General features: G+C 63.5%; 8 protein-coding genes, 3 rRNA genes and 3 pseudogenes. 4 read left to right on the top strand and 10 right to left on the bottom strand.

Features of this window, described 5'->3' with window-relative positions:
* Positions 1 to 2: 2 nt before the first annotated feature.
* Complete coding sequence (locus OUO20_RS00495; protein WP_268002610.1) at positions 3 to 1,370, bottom strand: FAD-binding oxidoreductase; 1,368 nt, start codon at positions 1,368 to 1,370, stop codon at positions 3 to 5.
* Between the two features lie 177 nt (positions 1,371 to 1,547).
* Between OUO20_RS00495 and OUO20_RS00490 the strand changes: the two genes are divergently transcribed.
* Both OUO20_RS00490 and OUO20_RS00485 read left to right on the top strand, forming a co-directional pair.
* Positions 1,548 to 3,281, top strand: coding sequence for a glycoside hydrolase family 13 protein (locus tag OUO20_RS00490; protein ID WP_268002609.1), 1,734 nt, complete (start codon positions 1,548 to 1,550; stop codon positions 3,279 to 3,281).
* A gap of 2 nt (positions 3,282 to 3,283) precedes the next feature.
* The gene (locus OUO20_RS00485) at positions 3,284 to 4,369 is read left to right on the top strand and encodes a LacI family DNA-binding transcriptional regulator (protein ID WP_268002608.1); all 1,086 of its coding nucleotides are present in this window, start codon (positions 3,284 to 3,286) and stop codon (positions 4,367 to 4,369) included.
* Here OUO20_RS00485 and OUO20_RS00480 read toward each other — a convergent pair.
* The 7 genes and pseudogenes from OUO20_RS00480 to OUO20_RS00450 all read right to left on the bottom strand — a co-directional run bounded on the left by OUO20_RS00480 (position 4,366) and on the right by OUO20_RS00450 (position 18,470).
* Positions 4,366 to 4,893: a hypothetical protein gene (locus tag OUO20_RS00480; protein WP_268002607.1), complete on the bottom strand. Its 528-nt coding sequence runs from the start codon at positions 4,891 to 4,893 to the stop codon at positions 4,366 to 4,368. The two genes, OUO20_RS00485 and OUO20_RS00480, sit on opposite strands and share 4 nt — an antisense overlap.
* A 128-nt stretch (positions 4,894 to 5,021) precedes the next feature.
* Positions 5,022 to 5,138: ribosomal RNA gene (gene rrf, locus OUO20_RS00475) — 5S ribosomal RNA — on the bottom strand.
* 172 nt (positions 5,139 to 5,310) lie between these two features.
* Positions 5,311 to 8,439, bottom strand: a 23S ribosomal RNA gene (locus tag OUO20_RS00470).
* A gap of 514 nt (positions 8,440 to 8,953) precedes the next feature.
* Positions 8,954 to 10,476 (bottom strand): 16S ribosomal RNA (locus tag OUO20_RS00465).
* The 16S, 23S and 5S rRNA genes sit together here, the layout of an rRNA operon.
* 458 nt (positions 10,477 to 10,934) lie before the next feature.
* A pseudogene (locus OUO20_RS00460) lies at positions 10,935 to 14,637 on the bottom strand (1,4-alpha-glucan branching enzyme).
* A gap of 1 nt (position 14,638) precedes the next feature.
* On the bottom strand, positions 14,639 to 16,432 hold the full coding sequence (gene treS, locus OUO20_RS00455) for a maltose alpha-D-glucosyltransferase (protein ID WP_018771179.1): 1,794 nt from the start codon (positions 16,430 to 16,432) through the stop codon (positions 14,639 to 14,641).
* Positions 16,429 to 18,470: pseudogene (locus tag OUO20_RS00450) on the bottom strand (alpha-1,4-glucan--maltose-1-phosphate maltosyltransferase). The gene treS and the pseudogene OUO20_RS00450 overlap by 4 nt, the downstream one beginning before the upstream one ends.
* A 192-nt stretch (positions 18,471 to 18,662) precedes the next feature.
* Between OUO20_RS00450 and glgP the strand changes: the two are divergent.
* A pseudogene (gene glgP, locus OUO20_RS00445) lies at positions 18,663 to 21,279 on the top strand (alpha-glucan family phosphorylase).
* 63 nt (positions 21,280 to 21,342) lie between these two features.
* Positions 21,343 to 23,130 carry a thiamine pyrophosphate-requiring protein gene (locus OUO20_RS00440; protein ID WP_268002606.1) on the top strand — a complete coding sequence of 596 codons (1,788 nt, stop codon included), beginning with the start codon at positions 21,343 to 21,345 and terminating at the stop codon, positions 23,128 to 23,130.
* A gap of 54 nt (positions 23,131 to 23,184) precedes the next feature.
* On the opposite strand, the gene OUO20_RS00435 is transcribed toward OUO20_RS00440, so the two are convergent.
* Together OUO20_RS00435 and OUO20_RS00430 are read right to left on the bottom strand one after the other, a co-directional pair.
* The gene (locus OUO20_RS00435; RefSeq protein ID WP_018771183.1) at positions 23,185 to 23,541 is read right to left on the bottom strand and encodes a barstar family protein; all 357 of its coding nucleotides are present in this window, start codon (positions 23,539 to 23,541) and stop codon (positions 23,185 to 23,187) included.
* Positions 23,542 to 23,548: 7 nt separating this feature from the next.
* Positions 23,549 to 24,037 (bottom strand): ribonuclease domain-containing protein, encoded by a 489-nt coding sequence (locus tag OUO20_RS00430; RefSeq protein WP_268002605.1) that lies wholly within the window; start codon positions 24,035 to 24,037, stop codon positions 23,549 to 23,551.

Raw genomic sequence — 24,037 nt, 5'->3', positions numbered from 1 at the left:
TCCTAGATCGCCTTACCGGGGTTGAGGATCCCCGCGGGATCGAACAGGTCCTTGATCCTGCGCTGGAGCTCCCGCACCGGTTCCGGCTGCTCCTGTCCCAGCCACCGGAGCTTGTACTGCCCTACTCCGTGCTCACCGGTGATGGTGCCGCCCATCGCCAGCGCCGCGGTGATGGACTCGTCCAGTGCCGCCTGCAGCCGCTGCATGGCTGCGGAGTCCACGCTTGCCCCCTGCCGGTCGATCCAAAATGTGGGGTGCAGGTTGCCGTCACCCGCGTGGGCCACCACCTTGAGGTGTACCTGCTGCCTGGCGGCCATGGCTTCGAGTTCCGCGACGTAGTCCACCAACCGGGAGCGGGGAACGGCCACGTCCTCGCCTACACGGTACTCGTCGTCCACCTCCGTCCCCCTGCTGTGCCGGCGGAGTTCCACCAGGCGCTCCGCCTCGGCGCTTGCCTCAGTAGTCACCGTTGCCCCGCCGGCGCGGAGGACCTGGCGCACAACCTCCGCTTCCGCGGCGGCGCCAAACCCGTCGGTCTGGACCAGCAGGAGTGATTTTCCGCGGGCGGTGAGGTCGGAGCCGTGGTCGTCGAGCTGGGCCAGGGTACCGCCGTCGAGCAGTTCCGTGATCGCCGGCTGGACGCGTGCCTTGCCTACGGCCAGGACCCCTGCGGCAGCCATCCTGAAGTCCGGGTAGAAGGCGGCCACGGTGTGGACTTCCCGTGGCAGGTACTTCAGGCGCACGGTGATTCCGACGACGACGCCCAGGGTTCCTTCGGATCCCACGAAGAGGCCCGTCAGGTCATAGCCCGCCACGCCTTTGAAGGTTTGGTGGCCTGTGTGGATGAGGGACCCGTCGGCCAGGACCACATCCAGTGCCAGGACCGAATCCCTGGTGACCCCGTACTTGGCGCAGCGCAGGCCGCCGGCATTGGTGGCCACGTTCCCGCCGATGGTGGAGCTTCGGAAACTGGCCGGATCGGGGGCATACATGAGGCCGTGCGCTGCTGCGGCTTCGTTGAGGACCGCGTTCACCACGCCGGGCTCCACCATGGCTGTCTCATCGTCTGGGTTCAGGGCGAGGATCCGGTTCATCCGCTCCAGCGAAAGGATGATGCAGTTCCTGGTGGCATGGGCACCACCGGAAACGCCTGTACCCGCACCCCGGGGGACAATGGCCACTCCGCTGCCGGCGCAGGTTTTCATCACCGCCTGCACGTCGGCCACTGATTCGGCGAACACCACCGCCAGGGGAAGCTGGAAATCGATGACGGGGGCCTGGTCGATGGCGTACCGCCGGAGCGAGACCTCGCTGACATCCAGCTGCCCTGGCGCCAGGATGGCCTCCAGCTCGTCAACGATGCTTCCCACAAAGCCTCCACCCGTCGTCGGACATGTCTACCCAGTCTAGGGCGTGCGACGCTCCGGTCTTCTGGATTTGCCGGCGTGCAATCGCTTCCAGTTGTTGGACTGCAGAGCCTCGAAAGTTCGTGCAAAATTAGGCGAAACATGTATGGAAGCGTTTTCATTTATCGCCCGTCCGCCGCTATGCTGGCTTTCATGTCTGTCGATACTGTGACCCAGGACACCTCAGCTGCCACTGGCCCCCTGACGCTCATCCACGCTGCCGATACCGCTCCCGGCTGGTGGCGCTCTGCCGTGATCTATCAGGTCTACCCCCGGTCATTCCGGGACCTGAACGGTGACGGCGTGGGAGACCTCGCGGGAATTACCGAGGAACTGCCGCATCTGGCGGACCTGGGCGTCGACGCTGTTTGGCTGTCACCCTTTTACCGTTCCCCCCAGCGTGACGCCGGATACGACGTCAGCGACTACTGCGACGTTGACCCGATCTTTGGCACACTCGCCGACTTCGACGTCATGATGGCCGAATCCCACCGCCTGGGCCTGCGGGTCATCGTGGACCTGGTGCCCAACCACTGTTCGGACCAGCATCCGGCGTTCCAGGCAGCCCGTGCGGCACCGGCCGGTAGCCCCGAACGGGACATGTTCATCTTCCGTGACGGCACCGGGCCTGACGGAGAGGAGCCACCGAACAACTGGCAGTCACACTTTGGCGGATCTGCCTGGACACGGGTAACAGACGCCGACGGCCGGCCGGGCCAGTGGTACCTGCACCTCTTTGACTCCTCCCAGCCGGACTTCAACTGGGACAACCCCGCCGTCCACGCCGAGTTCGAGCGCGTGCTGCGTTTCTGGTTGGACCGCGGCGTGTCCGGTTTCCGGGTGGACGTAGCCCATGCCCTGGTCAAGGCCCCGGGCCTGCCCGCCTGGGGCGGCCGGGCCGATGGCGGCAACAGCGACGGGTACCCCGGCCACGAGGCACCCATGTTCGGGCAACCCGGCGTCCACGACATCTACCGCAACTGGCGGCTGATCCTGGACGAGTACGGCCCGGACCGCATCCTCTGCGCCGAGGCAAGCGTGGACCTTCACCGGCTGGCCCACTGGGTCAGGCCCGACGAGATGCACCAGGCGTTCAATTTCCCCTACCTCCATGCGGGCCTGGACGTCTACCGGCTGCGCTCGGTCATCACCGATTCCCTGACCGTCCTTGACGGCGTCGGCGCCCCGAGCACATGGGTGCTGTCCAACCACGATGTGGTCCGCCATGCCAGCCGGTTTGGCTACAACGGCCATGGCCCACGGGACGGCGACGGCATCGGGGCGGCCGATCCCCAGCCGGATGAGGAACTCGGCCGGCAGCGCGCAGCTGCTGCCTCGCTGTTCATGCTGGGACTGCCCGGTGCCGCCTACCTCTACCAGGGCGAGGAGCTGGGGCTGCCGGACGGCATCGACATCCCCGGCCACCTGCGCCAGGACCCCACGTTCGCCCGGACCGGCGGGCAGCGGCTTGGCCGTGACGGCTGCCGGGTGCCGCTGCCCTGGCGTGCCGGAGAACAACACCTGGGCTTCGGTTCGGGAAATGAACCATGGCTGCCCATTCCCGCTTCCTTTGGCGGGTTGGCGAGGGACCTGCAGGCGGAATCGCCGTCGTCGCACCTGTCCCTCTACCGCGACGCCCTGGCACGCCGCCGCGACCTGGACCTGGGCCGGGGATCCCTGTCCTGGGCCGAGGACTGGTGCACCGGGTCATCGCTGGGCTACCTCAACGGCACTACGCTGGTGGTTATGAACCTGAACCACGAGCCGCTGGAGATACCTGCGGGCCGCGTCCTTATCCGCAGTACGAGGTCCGGCACGGAAGGACTGCTGGCTTCGGGCGAAACCGCCTGGATCCGCATCACAGCAGCAGGCTGACCATGGCGGGCATCAAAGAAGTTGCCAGCCGGGCCGGCCTGTCCGTGGCCACCGTCTCCAGGGCGCTGAGCGGCAAGTCCAACGTCTCCTCCAGGAGCCGCCGCCTTGCGCAGGAGGCGGCACGGGAACTCGGGTTCGTCCCCTCTTACCACGCCTCCAGCCTCGCCTCCGGGCGGAACCACAACATCGGCCTGGTGGTGCCCAACGTCCAGCGCTGGTATTTCTCTTCGGTCCTGGAGGGCGTTTCGGAAGCCCTCCTGGACGCCGGCTACGACCTGACGCTGTACAACGTGGGAGAGCAGCCGGAGCACCGCAGCAGCATTTTGAACGACTTCCTGCTGCGGAAACGCCTGGACGCCGTCATTGCGGTGGCGCTGGTACTCAGCGAGGAAGAGATCGGCCAGCTGCTCGCCGTGCACCGTCCGATTGTGGGCATCGGCGGGGCGCTGCGGGGCGCCTCGACCATAAGAATCGACGACGAAGGCCTGGCCATGATGGCCACCCGGCACCTGATCGGGCTGGGCCATACCCGGATCGCGCATGTTACCGGGGATGCGGCCTTGAACCGGGACTTCAACCTTCCGCAGCTGCGCCAGAAGGGCTTTGCAGCGGCTATGGCAGCAGCCGGGCTGACGGTGCGGCAAGAGTGGCAGGCCACGGCCGACTTCACCATCCAGGGCGCGTACGCGGCGGGCCGCCGGCTCCTGGGCACCTCCGCTGACCGCCCCACCGCAGTCTTCGCCGCGTCCGACGAGATGGCCGTGGGCATCATGCTCGCCGCCCGGGACTTCGGCCTTCAGGTCCCACAGGACCTTTCCGTCGTGGGGATTGACGGGCACGAACTTGCAGAGACCTTTAGGCTGACCACCATCAGCCAGGATCCACGCGGACAGGGAAGGCTCGCGGCTGCCACTGCTTTGGCCCTACTGGACAATGCCGGTGGAAGTTCCGAGGGCGCAGGTTCCGACGGAGGAGGTTCCGACGGCGGGCTGGCGGCGGATGGAGCGCGGGACCAGGAATACCCTACGGAGTTTGTGATCCGGAACAGCACCGCCGTGCCGCCGGACAAGGCCGCGGGGCCGGGCTAGGCCACGCCTCCAGTCGAGCTGTCCGCTGCGGCGTCTCCGGCGCCCATGAACCGCGCATACCTGTCCAGGATCCGGGGCCACGCCTCCGCGTACTCTTGACGCGCGGCGGCAGGATCCTCGGCGCCTTCCCACCCTTCATGAAAGACCCGGACTTCAGTTCCGCCGCCGAGGGCGCGGAACGCCACCAGGAGCTCGGTGGACCACAGCGCCGTAGTGCCGGGATGCCAGGTGGCATGGAAGGACAGGGGCGGCTGCCAGTCATCAAGGGTTCCCCAGATACTGGTGCGGCCGTCATCGGCTGTTTCGAGGATGAGGTTCTCTTCAAACTCCACGTAGGAGCCGGCACCATAGACACCGTGCTGCTCAAGGGGCCACCAGAGGTGGGTGTGCTCCGTGAAACCAACGAAAGCCCGGGCCACGGGACCGGGCACGACTACGGTGTTGACCACCGGTTCCAGCGGCTCAATTGCCCGCTGTCCGGCTTCTTCGAAAGGGTCCTGCGGGTGGCTGAAGATGCTGCTCATGAGGGACTACTCTACCCCCGGGCAGCGGTGCCCGGGGGTAGAGTCCGCCCGGAGGCAGGGCATCCTCTTTGTGCTGTTCGGAAGCAGCAGGGCCCTGACATTCGTTGTCAGGGCCCTGCTTAATGTGTGTCCGGCGGTGACCTACTCTCCCACACCCTCCCGGGTGCAGTACCATCGGCGCTGTGGGTCTTAGCTTCCGGGTTCGGAATGGGACCGGGCGTTTCCCCCACGCTATGACCGCCGTAACCCTTGTACCCGCCCGCCCGGTATTTTGTTCGGGGGTGGGAAGACTCGTGGTTACAACATTGTGGTGTTGTTATTCAGTTGTGTTGGTTCCGTGCCGTGACAACCCCGGTGTTGGGGGGTTGTTGGTTGGGAACCACATAGTGGACGCAAGCAGAGTTTGTATGTATCTGTGTGGTGTAAGTTGTTGGCCTATTAGTACCGGTCAGCTTCACGAGTCGTTAGTCCTCGCTTCCACATCCGGCCTATCAACCCAGTGGTCTGGCTGGGGGCCTCTCACACCCGAGGGTGTATGGAAATCTCATCTCGAAGCGAGCTTCCCGCTTAGATGCTTTCAGCGGTTATCCCATCCGAACGTAGCTAATCAGCGGTGCACTTGGCAGTACAACTGACACACCAGAGGTTCGTCCGTCCCGGTCCTCTCGTACTAAGGACAGCCCTTCTCAAATTTCCTGCGCGCGCAGCGGATAGGGACCGAACTGTCTCACGACGTTCTAAACCCAGCTCGCGTACCGCTTTAATGGGCGAACAGCCCAACCCTTGGGACCTACTCCAGCCCCAGGATGCGACGAGCCGACATCGAGGTGCCAAACCATGCCGTCGATATGGACTCTTGGGCAAGATCAGCCTGTTATCCCCGAGGTACCTTTTATCCGTTGAGCGACGGCCATTCCACAATGTACCGCCGGATCACTAGTCCCGACTTTCGTCCCTGCTCGAGATGTCTCTCTCACAGTCAAGCTCCCTTGTGCACTTACACTCGACACCTGATTGCCAACCAGGCTGAGGGAACCTTTGGGCGCCTCCGTTACTTTTTAGGAGGCAACCGCCCCAGTTAAACTACCCATCAGGCACTGTCCCTGACCCGGATTACGGGCCGAAGTTAGATGTCCAAAGTGACCAGAGTGGTATTTCAACGATGACTCCACCCGAACTGGCGTCCGGGCTTCAACGTCTCCCACCTATCCTACACAAGCCACTCCGAACACCAATACCAAACTATAGTAAAGGTCTCGGGGTCTTTCCGTCCTGCTGCGCGTAACGAGCATCTTTACTCGTACTGCAATTTCGCCGAGTTTATGGTTGAGACAGCGGGGAAGTCGTTACTCCATTCGTGCAGGTCGGAACTTACCCGACAAGGAATTTCGCTACCTTAGGATGGTTATAGTTACCACCGCCGTTTACTGGGGCTTAAATTCTCAGCTTCGCCTTGCGGCTAACCGGTCCTCTTAACCTTCCAGCACCGGGCAGGAGTCAGTCCGTATACATCGTCTTGCGACTTCGCACGGACCTGTGTTTTTAGTAAACAGTCGCTTCCCCCTGGTCTCTGCGGCCCCGATCCCCTCCACACCGCAAAGGGTGTATCAAGGTTGGGGCCCCCTTCTCCCGAAGTTACGGGGGCATTTTGCCGAGTTCCTTAACCATAATTCTCTCGATCGCCTTGGTATTCTCTACCTGATCACCTGTGTCGGTTTGGGGTACGGGCGGCTAAAACCTCGCGTCGATGCTTTTCTCGGCAGCATAGGATCACCAAATCCCCCCAAACGGGGGTCCCATCAGATCTCAGGCACCATGAGTGGCGGATTTGCCTACCACTCGCCCTACATCCTTAGACCGGGACAACCATCGCCCGGCTCGGCTACCTTCCTGCGTCACACCTGTTAATACGCTTGCCTCCCGGGATCAGGTCCTGCGCTCCACCAAAACCCTCACACCACAAGGGCGCTCGGGCAGGCTTCGGGCAGTTAGTATCCCCCGCTCAGCATGGGCGGTTTTTCGCCGGTACGGGAATATCAACCCGTTGTCCATCGACTACGCCTGTCGGCCTCGCCTTAGGTCCCGACTTACCCAGGGCAGATTAGCTTGACCCTGGAACCCTTGATCATTCGGCGGACGGGTTTCTCACCCGTCTTTCGCTACTCATGCCTGCATTCTCACTCGTGTAGGCTCCACCGCTGGTTTACACCGCGACTTCACCGCCCACACGACGCTCCCCTACCCATCCACACGCCTGAACCACAAGGGCTTAGCTAAAATGTGAATGCCACAACTTCGGCGGTGTACTTGAGCCCCGCTACATTGTCGGCGCGGAATCACTTGACCAGTGAGCTATTACGCACTCTTTTAAGGGTGGCTGCTTCTAAGCCAACCTCCTGGTTGTCTGGGCAACTCCACATCCTTTCCCACTTAGCACACGCTTAGGGGCCTTAGTTGGTGGTCTGGGCTGTTTCCCTCTCGACTATGAAGCTTATCCCCCACAGTCTCACTGCTGCGCTCTCACTTACCGGCATTCGGAGTTTGGCTGACGTCAGTAACCTTGTAGGGCCCATTAGCCATCCAGTAGCTCTACCTCCAGCAAGAAACACGCAACGCTGCACCTAAATGCATTTCGGGGAGAACCAGCTATCACGAAGTTTGATTGGCCTTTCACCCCTACCCACAGCTCATCCCCTCCATTTTCAACTGAAGTGGGTTCGGTCCTCCACGACGTCTTACCGTCGCTTCAACCTGGCCATGGGTAGATCACTTCGCTTCGGGTCTAGATCACGCCACTCACACGCCCTATTCAGACTCGCTTTCGCTACGGCTGCCCCACACGGGTTAACCTCGCGACGTAACACTAACTCGCAGGCTCATTCTTCAAAAGGCACGCCGTCACCAGAATCAGACTGGCTCCGACGGATTGTAAGCACACGGTTTCAGGTACTGTTTCACTCCCCTCCCGGGGTACTTTTCACCTTTCCCTCACGGTACTGGTCCGCTATCGGTCATTAGGGAGTATTTAGGCTTATCAGGTGGTCCTGACAGATTCGCACGGGATTTCTCGGGCCCCGTACTACTTGGGATACTCTCACAGGCGGTACAAACACATTACGGTTACGGGACTAACACCCTCTCTGGCCGGCCTTTCAAAACCGTTCACCTATGCGCGCACATCACACCCCACCAGCCCGGCAGAACTGGTATGGAAAGTCCCACAACCCCGACCATGCAACGCCCGCCGGCTATCACACATGGAACGGTTTAGCCTGATCCGCGTTCGCTCGCCACTACTAACGGAATCACTATTGTTTTCTCTTCCTGCGGGTACTGAGATGTTTCACTTCCCCGCGTTCCCCCCACGCACCCTATGTGTTCAGGTACGGGTCACCGAGTCACTCGCGCGCTCGGCGGGGTTTCCCCATTCGGACACCCTGGGATCACAGTCCGGTTATCGACTCCCCCAGGCTTATCGCAGATTCCTACGTCCTTCTTCGGCTCCTAATGCCAAGGCATCCACCGTGTGCTCTTAAAAACTTGACCACAAAGATCAAAAACATTTCTCGAGAGAACCACAGAAACCAACCACACCCCAACACCCAAAGGGCATCAACAGCGCAGCCAGATCCAGGTTCATTAATCTTGGAAATTGCTTCTTATACAAGATGCTCGCGTCCACTATGTAGTTCTCAAACAACAACCCCACACCACACACCCCACACACCCAAACAGGCGCACGGAACGTCACGGCAGGGAAACCAGAAACAAACAAACCCGACAAGGAACCACCACGACCAAAGCCGCAGCAACCCCTCCCCGGTCCTGTTGCCTCAGGACCCAACAGTGTGCCAAACACTAAACCACGCATCCCCCCGCCACCGTTCCAGAACCATCACTGGCTCGTACTAGACAAGACAAAAAAACACGCAGCCGCTATTTGCTGATATTCCACCCATGAGCACCCGCCACGGAACAATCGTCCATGCTGCGGGCTTGCTTCCTGACAACCCCCCACACCGGCATTCACCAGCACAGAAGAGTTGGAGGTGCTCCTTAGAAAGGAGGTGATCCAGCCGCACCTTCCGGTACGGCTACCTTGTTACGACTTAGTCCCAATCGCCAGTCCCACCTTCGACAGCTCCCTCCCACAAGGGGTTAGGCCACCGGCTTCGGGTGTTACCAACTTTCGTGACTTGACGGGCGGTGTGTACAAGGCCCGGGAACGTATTCACCGCAGCGTTGCTGATCTGCGATTACTAGCGACTCCGACTTCATGGGGTCGAGTTGCAGACCCCAATCCGAACTGAGACCGGCTTTTTGGGATTAGCTCCACCTCACAGTATCGCAACCCTTTGTACCGGCCATTGTAGCATGCGTGAAGCCCAAGACATAAGGGGCATGATGATTTGACGTCGTCCCCACCTTCCTCCGAGTTGACCCCGGCAGTCTCCTATGAGTCCCCACCATCACGTGCTGGCAACATAGAACGAGGGTTGCGCTCGTTGCGGGACTTAACCCAACATCTCACGACACGAGCTGACGACAACCATGCACCACCTGTAAACCAGCCCCAAAGGGGAAACCACATTTCTGCAGCGGTCCGGTTCATGTCAAGCCTTGGTAAGGTTCTTCGCGTTGCATCGAATTAATCCGCATGCTCCGCCGCTTGTGCGGGCCCCCGTCAATTCCTTTGAGTTTTAGCCTTGCGGCCGTACTCCCCAGGCGGGGCACTTAATGCGTTAGCTACGGCGCGGAAAACGTGGAATGTCCCCCACACCTAGTGCCCAACGTTTACGGCATGGACTACCAGGGTATCTAATCCTGTTCGCTCCCCATGCTTTCGCTCCTCAGCGTCAGTTAATGCCCAGAGACCTGCCTTCGCCATCGGTGTTCCTCCTGATATCTGCGCATTTCACCGCTACACCAGGAATTCCAGTCTCCCCTACATCACTCTAGTCTGCCCGTACCCACCGCAGATCCGGAGTTGAGCCCCGGACTTTCACGGCAGACGCGACAAACCGCCTACGAGCTCTTTACGCCCAATAATTCCGGATAACGCTTGCGCCCTACGTATTACCGCGGCTGCTGGCACGTAGTTAGCCGGCGCTTCTTCTGCAGGTACCGTCACTTACGCTTCTTCCCTACTGAAAGAGGTTTACAACCCGAAGGCCGTCATCCCTCACGCGGCGTCGCTGCATCAGGCTTTCGCCCATTGTGCAATATTCCCCACTGCTGCCTCCCGTAGGAGTCTGGGCCGTGTCTCAGTCCCAGTGTGGCCGGTCACCCTCTCAGGCCGGCTACCCGTCGTCGCCTTGGTAGGCCATTACCCCACCAACAAGCTGATAGGCCGCGAGTCCATCCAAAACCACAAAAGCTTTCCACCAACCACCATGCGATGGAAGGTCATATCCGGTATTAGACCCAGTTTCCCAGGCTTATCCCAGAGTCAAGGGCAGGTTACTCACGTGTTACTCACCCGTTCGCCACTAATCCACCAGCAAGCTGGCATCATCGTTCGACTTGCATGTGTTAAGCACGCCGCCAGCGTTCATCCTGAGCCAGGATCAAACTCTCCGTTGAAGTAAAACAAAAACAGACACAACCACAACCACCGGAAATAACGGCAGAAACAGCTGCACAAAATTTGAAACCAGCTAAAAACACCATGCACACCACGGGGTGGCGGCACAGCACAATCAACCAATTACATACATAATCGGTATCAACAAACTTGGCACACTATTGAGTTCTCAAACAACAGACACACCCGGCACCACCCAAACCAACGTCCAGGCTCGCTCCGGAGCAACTTTCCAAACTTACCGGCTGATCTCTCTCGTGTCAAACCGGCGTCCGCGACCATCCTCAGCGTTAGCTTGGGGGGTTCGGTTTTCCGTCTGACTCCGTGGAGCAGCGCGGAAATAAACTCTACCACCACTCATTACGGATCGCCAGTCCGCTGCCGGAGGGCGTCCTGCGGGCAGCCAAAAGGCCCGGAACCACGCGGATTCCGGGCCTTTCGCTTACTGCATCTGCCGTTATTTCTTCCCGTCGGCCTGGTCAGCCGATGCGGCCCCGGGCTTGAAGTAGGACGCTCCCAGCGGGGAAGCGTGACAGTAAGGGTGGCCGGCTGGCCATCCTGTCCCTCGTTGGTGGCCTTCAGCTCTCCACTGTTCAGCACACCCGATCCGCCGTAGGTGGTGTGGTCCGTATTAAGGACCTCGGTCCATGCGCCGGCCGTGGGAACTCCAAGGGTGTAGCCGACGTGCGGCGTACCGGAGAAGTTGATGGCGCAGACGACCGGGTTGCCGTCGGCGTCCCATCGGATGAAGGACAGGACGTTACGGTCGGCGTCTCCCCCGTTGATCCACTGGAAACCCGCAGGAACGTTGTCCTGGGTGTAGAGGGCGGGTGTGGCAGCGTACAGCTCGTTCAGGTCCTTGGTCAGCAGCTGCAGTCCGCGGTGCGCGGGGATGTCCGCGAGCCACCAGTCCAGTCCGTGCTGCTCAGACCACTCCGCTTCCTGGCCAAACTCGGTTCCCATGAAGATGAGCTGCTTGCCGGGGTGCGCCCATTGGTAGGCAAAGAAGGCGCGGAGGTTGGCCAGCTGCTGCCAGCGGTCGCCCGGCATCTTGCGGAGCATGGAGCCCTTGCCGTGGACAACTTCATCGTGGCTGATGGGCAGCAGGAAGTTCTCCGTGAAGGCGTAGACCAGGGAGAAGGTGACCGTTCCGTGGTGCCACTTGCGGTTGAAGGGATCCTCGGAGATGTACTTGAGGGAGTCGTGCATCCAGCCCATGTTCCACTTCAGGCCGAAGCCCAGGCCACCGTGGCTGGTGGGAGCGGTGACGCCCGGGAAGGCCGTCGACTCTTCCGCGATCATGACGGCGCCGGGGTGTGTCTTGTAGACGGTGGCGTTGACTTCCTGCAGGAAGGAGATGGCTTCCAGGTTTTCCCTTCCGCCGAAGCGGTTGGGCCGCCACTGGCCTTCCTGGCGGGAGTAATCGAGGTAGAGCATGGAGGCCACCGCGTCCACGCGCAGGCCGTCGATATGGAACTCCTCCAGCCAGTACAGCGCGTTGGCCACCAGAAAGTTCCGGACCTCGGTGCGGCCGAAGTCGAAGATCAGGGTGCCCCAGTCCGGGTGTTCCCCCAGCGCCGGATCCGCGTGCTCGTAAAGAGGCTCGCCGTCGAACTGGGCCAATGCCCAGGAATCCTTGGGGAAGTGTGCAGGCACCCAGTCCAGGAGCACGCCGATGCCCGCCTGGTGGAGGGCGTCCACCAGGTAGCGGAACTCGTCGGGATGTCCGAACCTGGACGTGGGTGCGAAGTAGGAGGTGACCTGGTAACCCCAGGAACCGCCGAACGGATGCTCCGCGACGGGCATGAATTCCACGTGCGTGAACCCGAGCCACTTGACGTACTCCACCAGTTCGTCGGCGAGTTCACGGTAGCCAAGGCCCAGCCGCCAGGACCCGAGGTGCACTTCGTAGACGCTCATGGCCGAGTTGTGCGGGTCCCGTTTGGCCCGTGCTTCCATCCATTCGTCGTCCTTGAAGGCGTAGGAAGGTTCCACCACCCGGGACGCCGTCAGTGGGGGCACCTCCGTGCCGAAGGCCAGCGGATCGGCCTTTTCGACCCAGTAGCCGCCCCGTGTCAGGATCTCGTACTTGTAGCAGGCACCTGCCGGGACGCCGGGAATGAACACTTCCCAGACACCGGAGGAACCCAGCGACCGCATGGAGTTTTCCCGTCCGTCCCAGGCGTTGAAATCGCCCTTGACCCGTACAGCCTGCGCGTTGGGGGCCCAGACGGCGAAGGACACACCGTTGACGTCCCCAAGCGATGATTTGTAGTGCCGCACGTGGGCACCGAGAACCTGCCACAGTTTTTCGTGCCGGCCTTCACCAATGAGGTGCAGGTCCACTTCGCCTACGGTGGGCAGGTAGCGGTAGGGCTCATCAATGGTCACCGGGTCCTTGCCCGGGTAGGTGACCGAGAGCCGGTAGTCGGGAACGTGGCCCTGGTCCTGCGGATCCAGGACCGCAACCCAAACGCCGTGTGCCTCGTGTTGCATTGGCACTTCACCGGCTTGGGTGACCACGGTGATCGCTTCGGCAAGATGCTTCACGGTGCGGATGGTGACATGCCCGTAGTCGTCCAGGTGCGCGCCCAGGACGGAGTGGGGGGCGTGGTGTTCACCGTTCGCGATCCTGCCCAGGGTGCCTTCGTCCACGTGCAGCGGCACCCCGGCTGGTCAGTTCGTGCTGAGCCTGTCATTTCGTTACCTTCCGATGCTGCACCGGCCTGATCGCCGGCACCGTTACCGCTTAGGAGCCGCCTGGAGGCGTTTACTGGAATCGCCACCCAGTCGGGCCTGTTACGCATTTCATAAACAACTTCGTACAGCGCCTTGTCCAGCCACAATGCCACAAACAGGGGCGAGGTCCGGTCCACCGTGCCGGGAATGACCCCCGCGTATCCGGCAAGGAAGGCATCAGCGCAATCGTCGACCCAGCTGTCCGGGACCTGTGCACCTTCCTGCTCGCGCTGCGCCGCACCGGCCGCGTAGTCGAAGGAGCGCAGCATTCCCACCACGTCCCGGAGTGGTACGTCCGGGACGTTCCGTTCGGAGATGGGCCGCAGGGGCTCGCCCTCGAAATCCAGGATGGCCCAGCGCGACTGGTCGCCGGATTGTCCGGTCACGAGGAGGATCTGGCCCAGGTGGAGGTCGCCGTGGATGCGCTGCAGCGGCCCGGCGGGAACCTTGTCCAGGCCGGCCAGCAGGGCGTCCAGAGCATCATCGTAAGGCCCGACGGCGGCACGGGCTTCCGCCCAAGCAGCGCGGACACGCTGGGCAACAGCAGCTCCTGGCGCCTTTCCGGGTTCGGGCTCGGCTGACTGCCCCAGTGCCTCCGCCAACCGCTTGTGCACCGTTGCGGTGGCCGCGCCCAGGGCTCGGGCTTCTGCCGTGAAGTCGGTGCCGGAGCGGGCGGCGTCAACCGCCAGCCGCCAGGCGTCGCGGCCGCCGGCGAGGAACTCGTGGGCCACCGCAAGCTCACCTTGGACGTAGCGGCTGCTTTGTCCGGCGTTACCGGATTTTCCGAGCCACTCCCCGCGGACCCAGCCCAGGGTGGCGGGGACTTCCGCTGTGCCGGCCCTGGTCAAGGCAGCACCGACTTCAATCTCCGGGTTGGTCCCGTCCGACAGGACGCGGAAGAATTTCACCATGGCGGCAGATTCGCCGTCGTCCACGATGACTGAACTGTTGGACTGCTCCCCCGAGAGCACCTTCACCACGCCCTTGGCAGTGGGCAGGCGGTGCGGCCCTTCCACCCGGAATCCGGTGGCACTGCCGCTCGCGGCCTTCGACCCGTCCCGGATGAGGTCGAGCCAGGCGCCTACGAAGTCGGGGTCGTGGACAGCGTCGTAGACCCAGGGACGGGTTGGATCCATTCCTGCGGCTTCGCCTACCAGCGCCCGTTCCATGCCGCCGGCCGGTGCCGGGCGGAAGCTCAAGGGGACCTGGACCACGGCGCTGCGCGGGCCGCCGTCGGGCCCCTCCATGGTGACGTTGAGGAGGAATACGGCCAGCGCGGCGTGCCCGGTGGGATCCTCCAGGCCCAGGCTGCCGGCCTGGGAAATGGCGAAATCGGGTGTCTTGACGGGGAACCATCGCTGCTGCGGCAGCCATTCCTTGAGCAGCGCGGTCAGGGCGGGAGTGAGGATTGGCTGGTTCATCTCAGTTCTCTATCGACAGGATGGGCATGGCCTGGGTGAAGGGCGACGACGGATTGGACCCCGCCGACCGCATGCGGAGCCAGAAGAAGTCATGGCTTCCGAGGGTCAGGGTGAGGGTGCCGTCATCGCCGATGCCGGGGAAGATCTGTCCACCGAAGACGTCGCGCAACCCGCGCCCGGCATATTCCGGAATGCGCAGCGTGGCGGCGACGGGGTGCTGGGAGAGGTTGAAGGCGCACAAAATGATTTCTCCATCGACGCCCGCAGGGTTGCTGTCCGGCAGTTCACGAAGGTAGGCCAGGACGGCGTCGTGGTCCGCCTCCACGTGCTTGAACCCGCCCAGTCCGAAAGCCGGGTGGTTCTTGCGGACGCTGAGGATCTGCCGGGTCCAGCGCAGCAGGGACCCGGAGTGGGCAGCCTCCGCTTCGACATTGGCCATGCCGTAGTTGTAGACCAGCGACTGGATGGGCGGCAGGTACAGCTTGCCGGGATCCGCATGGGAGAAGCCGGCATTCCGGTCCGGGTTCCACTGCATGGGGGTGCGGACGGCGTCGCGGTCCTCAAGCCAGATGTTGTCCCCCATGCCGATCTCGTCCCCGTAGTACAGGAAGGGGCTGCCCGGAAGCGAGAGCAGGAGGGCATTGATCAACTCGATCTCGGCGCGGGAATTATCAAGCAGCGGTGCCAGCCTGCGCCGGATGCCGATGTTGGCCCGCATCCGGGGGTCGGGGGCGTACCAGCCCAGCATCGCCGCGCGCTCATCGGCGGTGACCATCTCCAGGGTCAGCTCGTCGTGGTTCCGGAGGAATGTTCCCCACTGCGCGCCCTCGGGGATGTCCGGGGTGTCGCGCATGGTTTCGATGATGGGAGCGGCCTTCTGGTCCCGCAGCGCGTAATAGAGGCGGGGCATGATGGGGAAGTGGAACGCCATGTGGCATTCGGGTTCCTCAACGGTGCCGAAATACTCCACCACTTCGGTGGGCGGCTGGTTTGCCTCGGCAATGATGACGCGGCCGGGATAGCTTTCGTCCACCATGGCCCGCAGCCGGCGGAGGAACTCGTGGGTGGCCGGGAGGTTCTCGCAGTTGGTGCCCTCTTCCTCAAAGAGGTAGGGGATGGCGTCTGCCCGGAAACCGTCGATCCCCTGGTCCAGCCAGAACCGGACAACGTCGAAGACGGCGTCGATCACCTTCGGGTTTTCGAAGTTCAGGTCAGGCTGGTGGCTGAAGAACCGGTGCCAGAAGAACTGCCGGCGGATGGGATCGAACGTCCAGTTCGATTCCTCGGTGTCGACGAAGATGATGCGCGCGTCCTGGTACTTCTCGTCCGTGTCGCTCCAGACGTAGAAGTCCCCGAAAGGGCCGTCCGGGTCCTTCCGCGATTCCTGGAACCACGGGTGCTGGTCGGAAGTGTGGTTCAGGGGCAGGTCGATGATCACCCGGACGCCGCGGGCATGGGCTTCTGCCACGAGGCGCTTGAAATCGCTGATGGTGCCGAATTCGTCCAGGACGGAGTTGTAGTCGGAGATGTCGTAGCCGCCGTCGCGCAGCGGTGACTGGAAGAACGGGGGCAGCCAGAGGCAGTCAACGCCCAGCCACTGCAGGTAATCCAACCGGTCGATGAGCCCGGAGAAATCCCCGGACCCATCGCCGTTGGCATCCGCAAAGGCCCTGACAAGTACTTCATAGAACACGGCCTTGCGGTACCACAGCGGGTCATGCTGGAGGCCAGGGGCATTTAGCTCGAACGTGCTCTTTGGGGTGAAGTGGCCGGAACTTTGCGGATTAAAACTCACGAATGCATTCTCCTCACGCTCAGGATGTGGGCCGGTTCCACGTGCGGGTCGAGCCGCACATAGTTGTACTCGCCCCACTCCCAGCTTTGGCCGGAGATCAGGTCGTCCACGTAGAAGCCGCCGCCCGGGGTGCGGTCCTGCGGATCGAGCTCCAGGGCTGCCAGGTCCAGCACCACGCTGCTTTCCTTGGTGACATGCGGGTCCACGTTGACCACCACGATGATGGTGTCCTTGGTCCCGTCGGGAAGGGTCTTGTGCTTGGAGTACACCACCGTGGATTCGTCCGTGCTCTGGTGGACCGTCAGGTTCTGAAGGTCCAGCAGCGCCGGGTGGTCACGGCGGATGTGGTTCAGCCGTGTGATGTACGGTGCCAGGGAGCGCCCGGACTCGGCTGCGGCGTCCCAGTCGCGGGCCTTGTACTCGAACTTCTCGTTGTCGATGTATTCCTCGGCGCCGGGCCGGGCCACATGCTCGTACAGTTCGTAGCCGGCGTAGACGCCCCAGAGCGGGCTTCCGGTGGAGGCAAGGACCGCCCGGATCCGGAACGCGGCGGGGCCGCCGTACTGCAGGTATTCGGTCAGGATGTCCGGGGTGTTGACGAAGAAGTTGGGGCGGAAGAAGGCCGGGGATTCGTGGCTGACTTCGTCGAAGTACGCCTCGATCTCCTTCTTGGTGTTGCGCCAGGTGAAGTAGGTGTAGGACTGCTGGAAGCCGGCCCTGCCCAGTGCGTGCATCATGGCGGGGCGGGTGAACGCTTCGGCGAGGAACACCACGCCCGGGACCGTTTTATTCACTTCGGCAATAAGCCATTCCCAGAACCACACCGGTTTGGTATGCGGGTTATCCACCCGGAAAATCTTTACGCCGTGGCTGACCCACAACAGGACAATCCGCAGAATTTCCCGGGAAAGCCCTTCAGGATCATTATCGAAATTGAGCGGATATATGTCCTGGTACTTCTTTGGCGGGTTTTCGGCGTAGGCAATGCTGCCGTCCACCCGGGTGGTGAACCATTCCGGATGGGACTCCACCCAAGGGTGGTCCGGGGCTGCCTGAAGCGCAAGGTCCAGGGCAACTTCCAGGCCCAGTTCGTTGGCCCGCGCCACGAAGGCGTCGAAGTCCTCGAAGGAACCGAGGTCGGGGTGGATGGCGTCATGGCCGCCCTCCTTGGCTCCAATGGCCCAGGGTGAGCCGGGATCATTGGGGCCGGCAACCAGGGTGTTGTTGGGTCCCTTGCGGTGCTGCACGCCGATGGGATGGATGGGCGGCATGTACAGGACGTCGAAGCCCATGGCGGCCACGGCGTCGAGCCGCCTTGCCGCGGTCCGGAAGTTTCCTGACGTCCAAGCGCCCGTGTTGTGGTCCTTGACCGCGCCTTCAGAGCGGGGAAGAACTCGTACCAGGCGCCGCGGCCGGCGCGGTCCCGCTCCACCAGGAGGGGGAACTTCTCGGAAACCGTCACCAGTTCCCGGATGGGCTGCCGGGCCACGATGTCAGCGATTTCCTGGCTGAACCCTGCCCCGAGCCGTTCCTCGGTGCTGCGGGACTGGTCGGCCAGGACGTCGGAGGCGTGCCGCAGCGCTGCCCGGTCCACCTCGTCCCGGAAGTCCTCGGTGGACGCTTCGCCCAGCAGTTTGGCACCTTCGGTAAGCATGAGTTCGACGTCGATCCCGGCGTCGATCTTCACCTCGGCGTTATGGTGCCAGGTGCCGTAGCGGTCGTGCCAGGCTTCGATCACAAAGGACCAGTTCCCGGTTTCCGACGGCGTGAGCACGCCTTCCCAGCGGTCCGTTCCCATGCCGCGTTCCCCGCGGGGCGGCGCGAGCCGCACACGCTGGCGCTCCGCACCGGAGGGGTCCAGGAGCACGGCGCTCACACCGAGCTGGTCATGCCCTTCGCGGAAGGCGGTGGCGCCCACCACGATGGCTTCGCCGGGCAGGGCTTTGGCCGGAAACTTGCCGCCCTCGACGACGGGCTGCACTGCGGTAATGGGAAAACGCCCGAACCGAAGGCCCTCCGTGATATGGCGCTGGGGCATTTTGGTGGATGCGGCACTGGTTCCTGAGTTAGTCGTCACAGGCTCGACGTTAGCGAGAAATGGCCAGGATTGCTAAGCGTGCTCACTAAAATTCCTCGCGCCGCGGCCCAATTTCTTCACGCCCCTGTCATTTACCCAAAAGAAACCGAAAGCTGGTTCCAGCCGCGCATGTTGTCGATTAGTGTGACGCAGGTGAAGGCAATCCGCAGGTTTACGGTCCGTACAGTCCTCCCCGAGCCCATCCGGCCCCTGGCCAGGCTGGCCAGCAACTTGCGGTGGTCCTGGCACCGGCCCACGCGGGAGCTTTTCGCGGCACTGAACCCGCGCCTCTGGGAGGAAAGCGGGCAGGATCCCATCGGCTTCCTGGGAATGGTCAGCCGCGAGGAATTCCAGCGGCTCGCCGCGGACCAGTCAGTGGTGGACCGGGTGCGGGCTGCCGAAGAGGACCTCGACCGGTACCTTGAGGAACCCCGCTGGTACCAGGGCCTGGGCCCGGACGCCCCCGCCTCCATCGCCTACTTCTCCCCCGAGTTCGGCATTACCGAGGTCCTCCCCCAGTATTCGGGCGGCCTGGGCATCCTGGCCGGTGACCACTTGAAGGCTGCCTCGGACCTGGGTGTTCCCCTGATCGGGGTGGGCCTGCTGTACCAGGCGGGTTATTTCAAGCAATCACTCTCGCGCGATGCCTGGCAGCAGGAGACCTACCCGGTCCTGGATCCGGACGGGCTGCCCCTGACCTTGCTCCGCGAGCCGTCCCCCGACGGCAACGGCAAGGCCCTGCAGATCTCACTCCCCTCCCCAACGGAAGGCGGCTGCTGGCACACATCTGGCGTGCCGACGTCGGACGCGTTCCCCTGCTCCTGCTGGACTCCAACGTGCCGGGCAACGACGATGCCGCCCGCAGCATCACGGACCGGCTGTACGGGGGCGGCGGCGACCACCGGCTGCAGCAGGAACTCCTGCTCGGCATGGGCGGCGTCAAGGCCCTGCGCGCTTTCCAGAAGCTGACAGGCTGCGCCGCACCGGAGGTGTTCCACACCAATGAAGGGCACGCCGGGTTCCTTGGGATCGAACGCATCCAGGAGCTGATGTCCGGTGAACAGGCCCTGAGCTTCGACGAAGCACTGGCCGCGGGGCGTGCCTCCACGGTGTTCACAACGCACACGCCCGTCCCGGCAGGCATTGACAGGTTCGAAATCAACCAGATCAGCCACTTCTTCCAGGCCGGCCTGGCTCCCGCGGTGCCGCTGGACCGGATCCTGGAACTGGGCAGGAAAACTATGCGGACGGCAACCCGTCCGTCTTCAACATGGCGGTGATGGGCCTGCGCCTTGCCCAGCGCGCCAACGGCGTGGCCAAACTGCACGGCGAAGTGTCCCGCGGCATGTTCTCCGCCCTGTGGCCGGGCTTCGACCACTCCGAGGTGCCCATCACCTCGGTTACCAACGGCGTGCACGTGCCCACCTGGGTGGACAGCCGCATCTCCAAGCTGGCCCGTGACCAGTTCGGCAGCGAGGCGGAAGCGCTGGGCAAATGGGACCTGGCCTACAACGTCAGCGACGCCGATGTCTGGGCGCTCCGCCGGGAGATGCGGGCTGCGCTGGTGGAGGACGTCCGCCGCAGGCTGCGCGCTGCCTGGAAGAAGCGCGGCGCGGCCGACGCCGAGCTGGGCTGGACGGACAGCGTCCTGGACCCGGATGTGCTGACCATCGGTTTTGCCCGCCGGGTGCCCACTTACAAGCGGCTCACCCTGATGCTGCGCGAACCTGCCCGGCTCAAGGCGCTGCTGCTGCACAAGGAGCACCCCATCCAGCTGGTCATCGCTGGAAAGTCGCACCCTGCCGATGATGCCGGGAAGAAAATGATCCAGGACCTGGTGCGCTTCACGGACGATCCCGAGGTGCGGCACCGTATCGCGTTCCTGCCCAACTACGACATCGCCATGGCCAGGACCTTGTTCCCGGGCTGTGACGTCTGGCTGAACAACCCGCTGCGGCCGCTGGAGGCCTGCGGGACCTCCGGCATGAAGGCGGCGCTGAACGGCTCGCTGAACCTGTCCGTCCTGGACGGCTGGTGGGATGAGATGTACGACGGCGAGAACGGCTGGGCGATTCCCACCGCCAACAACGACGCCTCCCCCGAGGAACGCGACGACATCGAGGCGGCGGCGCTGTACGAGCTGCTTGAAACACAGGTGGCACCGCGCTTCTACGGGAGCACGGTATCCGAGGGGGCAGGAGCTGCCGGGCCTTCGACCACCAGGAGCGAGAAGGTCCCCACGCACTGGGTGTCCATGATCAAGCACACCCTGTCCCACCTGGGTCCGGCCGTTTCCGCGGAGCGCATGCTCCGCGACTACGTGAACATCCTGTACCGCCCCGCCGCCGAAGCCGGCCGCAGCGCCACCGCCAACTCCTATGCCCAGGCCCGTGCCCTGGCGTCGTGGTCGGCCAAGGTCCGCGGGGCCTGGCCCCAGGTGCACGTGGAGCACGTGGATTCCGTGGGTGTGTCCGAGGATCCGCAGATCGGCGACACACTGCAGGTCAACGCCTACATAGCGCTGAATGCCCTCACCCCCGAGGATGTCTGCGTGGAAGTGGCTTATGGCCGGGCCGAAGAGAACGACGCCCTGGCAGACATCACCATGATGGAGCTGCAGGTGAAGGAGGACCTGGGCAACGGACGGCACCTGTTCAGCGGTTCGCTGGTGATCGACCGCTCCGGACCGTTCGGATACACCGTCCGCGTACTGCCCCGGCATGAAGCACTGGCCTCCAAGGCGGAGCTGGGGCTGATCGTCAACGCTTAGCCCGCCGCTCCGATGGGTACGGCTCCTGGGCAGGCAGGGACCAACCCGACGCAGGAGGGCGCAATGACCGAACGTACGGTAGCGGATGTGATCGTGGAGCGCCTCACCACGTGGGGTGTGGGGCGGGTCTTCGGCTACAGCGGGGACGGCATCAACGGATTCATGGGTGCCCTGCGCCGCACCGATGGACGGGTTGAGTTCGTCCAGGCCCGGCATGAGGAATCGGCGGCCTTCATGGCCGTGGGCCATGCCAAGTACACGGGCGGAGTGGGCGTGGTGACCTCCACCCAAGGCCCCGGCGCCGTCCATCTGCTCAACGGGCTGTACGACGCGAAGCTGGACGGCGTGCCGGTGGTGGCCATCGTGGGGCAGCAGAGCCGCACCGTGCTGGGTTCGGCCTACATGCAGGAAATCGACCTCAACGCCTTGTTCAAGGACGTCGCCTCCCAGTTCGTGCAGCTGGTGAGCGCGCCCGAGCAGGTGCCCATGGTGCTGGACCGTGCCTTCCGGACGGCGAAGGCAACCTCCTCCCCCTGCGTGGTCATCATTCCGCATGACGTGCAGTCCGCGCCTGCCCCGGAGCTGGAACAGCAGCACGGCATCGTTGTCACAGCCCCCTCCTGGAGTGCTGCGGCCAAGAGCCCCCGCGGGGAAGACCTGGCCGCCGCAGCTGCCCTCCTCAATTCCGCAGAGAGGGTAGCCCTCCTGGTGGGCCAGGGTGCCAGGCACGCCGGCAAGGAAGTGGTTGCCGTGGCGGAAAAGCTTGGGGCCGGCATCGCCACCAGCCTCCTGGGCAAGCCCTACGTGGATGAGAACCTGCCCTTCGCGGTGGGAACCATGGGGCATCTGGGCACCACGGCCAGTGCCCACCTTCTGGGCAATTGCGACGCCCTCCTCATAGTGGGTTCCAACGACCCCTGGACCGAGTTCTACCCGCCGCCCGGGGCCGCCCGCGCCGTGCAGATCGACATTGACGAGAAGAAGATCGGCAACCGCTACCCCGTGGAGGTGGGCCTGGCGGGAGACGCCGCATCCGCCCTGGAAGCCTTGAACCAACGGCTGGAACACCGCCCACGCACCCAATGGCGTTCAGATGTGGAGGAGGCCGTCAGCCGGTGGCGCATCCTCTCGGCAGACCGGGCTGCAGTTGCGGCGAGCCCCGTTAATCCTGAACGTGTGGTGCGTGAGCTTAACGGCAGGCTGCCGGAGAACGCCCAGCTGAGTGTCGACGTCGGAATTTGTGTTTACTGGTATGCCCGTCAACTGGTGCTGCCCCTGAACGTCCCGGCGCACCTGTCCGGGACGCTGGCCAGCATGGGCTGCGCCATCCCTTACGGGATTGCCGCCAAGCTGGCGCATCCGGACCGCCCGCTCGTGGCCCTGGCCGGGGACGGTGCCATGCAGATGCTGGGCGTGGCCGAGCTGGTCACGGTGGCGCACAGGTGGCGCCAGTGGCAGGACCCACGGTTCGTGGTGTGCGTCTTCAACAACCGGGAACTTACCGAGGTCACGTGGGAGCAGCGTGAGTCGGAGGCCGAGCCGCGGTTTGCCGCAAGCCAGGAGCTTCCCGATTTTCCGTTCGCCGGCTACGCGGAACTGCTGGGTTTGAGGGGCATCCGGGTGGAGGACCCGGAGCAAATCGCAGACGCCTGGGACCAGGCCTTCGCCGCGGACTGCCCCGTGGTGATCGAGGTACTGACCGACCCCGAGGTCCCGTTGCTTCCGCTGTTCCCGGCCGGGCGCCAGAAGGCGGAGAACATGCGGAAAGGGCTGTCAGCGGAGGACGACGGCGGCCGGGCCTCTGCGCTGCTGGACACCTATGCCGCGCACGAGGAGCGACCGGAGGGCTAGCCGCGTGTGCCCGGTTCCTTGGGGAGGAACGGGACTTTCAGGACGGGAGCCGGGTCAGAGCATGACGGCGGTGACGGCAAGGTCATTGCCCGCGTACCGTTCGGCGTCCTGCAGGATTTCGCAGATGATCCCGAACGACCTGTCGCTGCGGAACGGGGCAGCCACCTGCCACAGGACCGTGACGGGCGGGTTGCCGTTGTCGGTGATGCTATCCGCGAAGTCGTGGAGCGAGTCGTTCAGCGCGTCCAGGTTAACGCCATAGTGTTCGGGAAAATCCAGGACCTCACCGAAGGTTTCCAGGACGGCGCGTTTGCTGTCCGCGGGTGGGACCACCACGCTGCGCCGGCCGGCATCCGCCACCTGTTCCTGCAGTTCTTCCAGGGTCCAGGTGTCGCCGGAGAAGATTCTCATGGTTGCGCTAGCTGCCTTCCGCTATGTACTTGAACGTTGCGTAGTGGTCACTGGTGTAATACTTCTCCCCGCCGTCACCGGCGACGATGCGCCGTGCGCCCCGGTCCGGTTCGCCGGGGGTGGGGACGGTGTACTCGCGGTAATAGCCACGGTTCCGGACCGGCAGGACCCGCTCGAAGTTGCCGAACACCTGCTGGTCCTGGCTGTACTGGAACGGACCGCCCGCCCGGATCAGCCCCAGCACCCGGCGGCCCTCCACGGGAAGGGCGGACTCCCTGATCTCCGGCAGGCTGGACGGGTTCGCGCCCCGCTGCGGCGGGGACTGCTTCGCTGCCGGGGACGTTGCCGCTCCGCCCGGTGTGGGGGTGCGGCTGGAAGCAGTTTCCGGCGTCGGGCCTTCCGTCTGCCGGCCCAACAGCCCGGCACCGCCGAACGCCACGATGGCCAGCACTACCAGCACGGCCAGGAGCAGGGGGAGGATGGAGCGGTTCCGCAT

This window comes from Arthrobacter sp. FX8 (genome assembly GCF_026723805.1).
Classification (GTDB): Bacteria; Actinomycetota; Actinomycetes; order Actinomycetales; family Micrococcaceae; genus Arthrobacter.
Note: the sequence above shows the minus strand (reverse complement) of the source record. Positions and strands in the feature narration are given on the sequence as shown.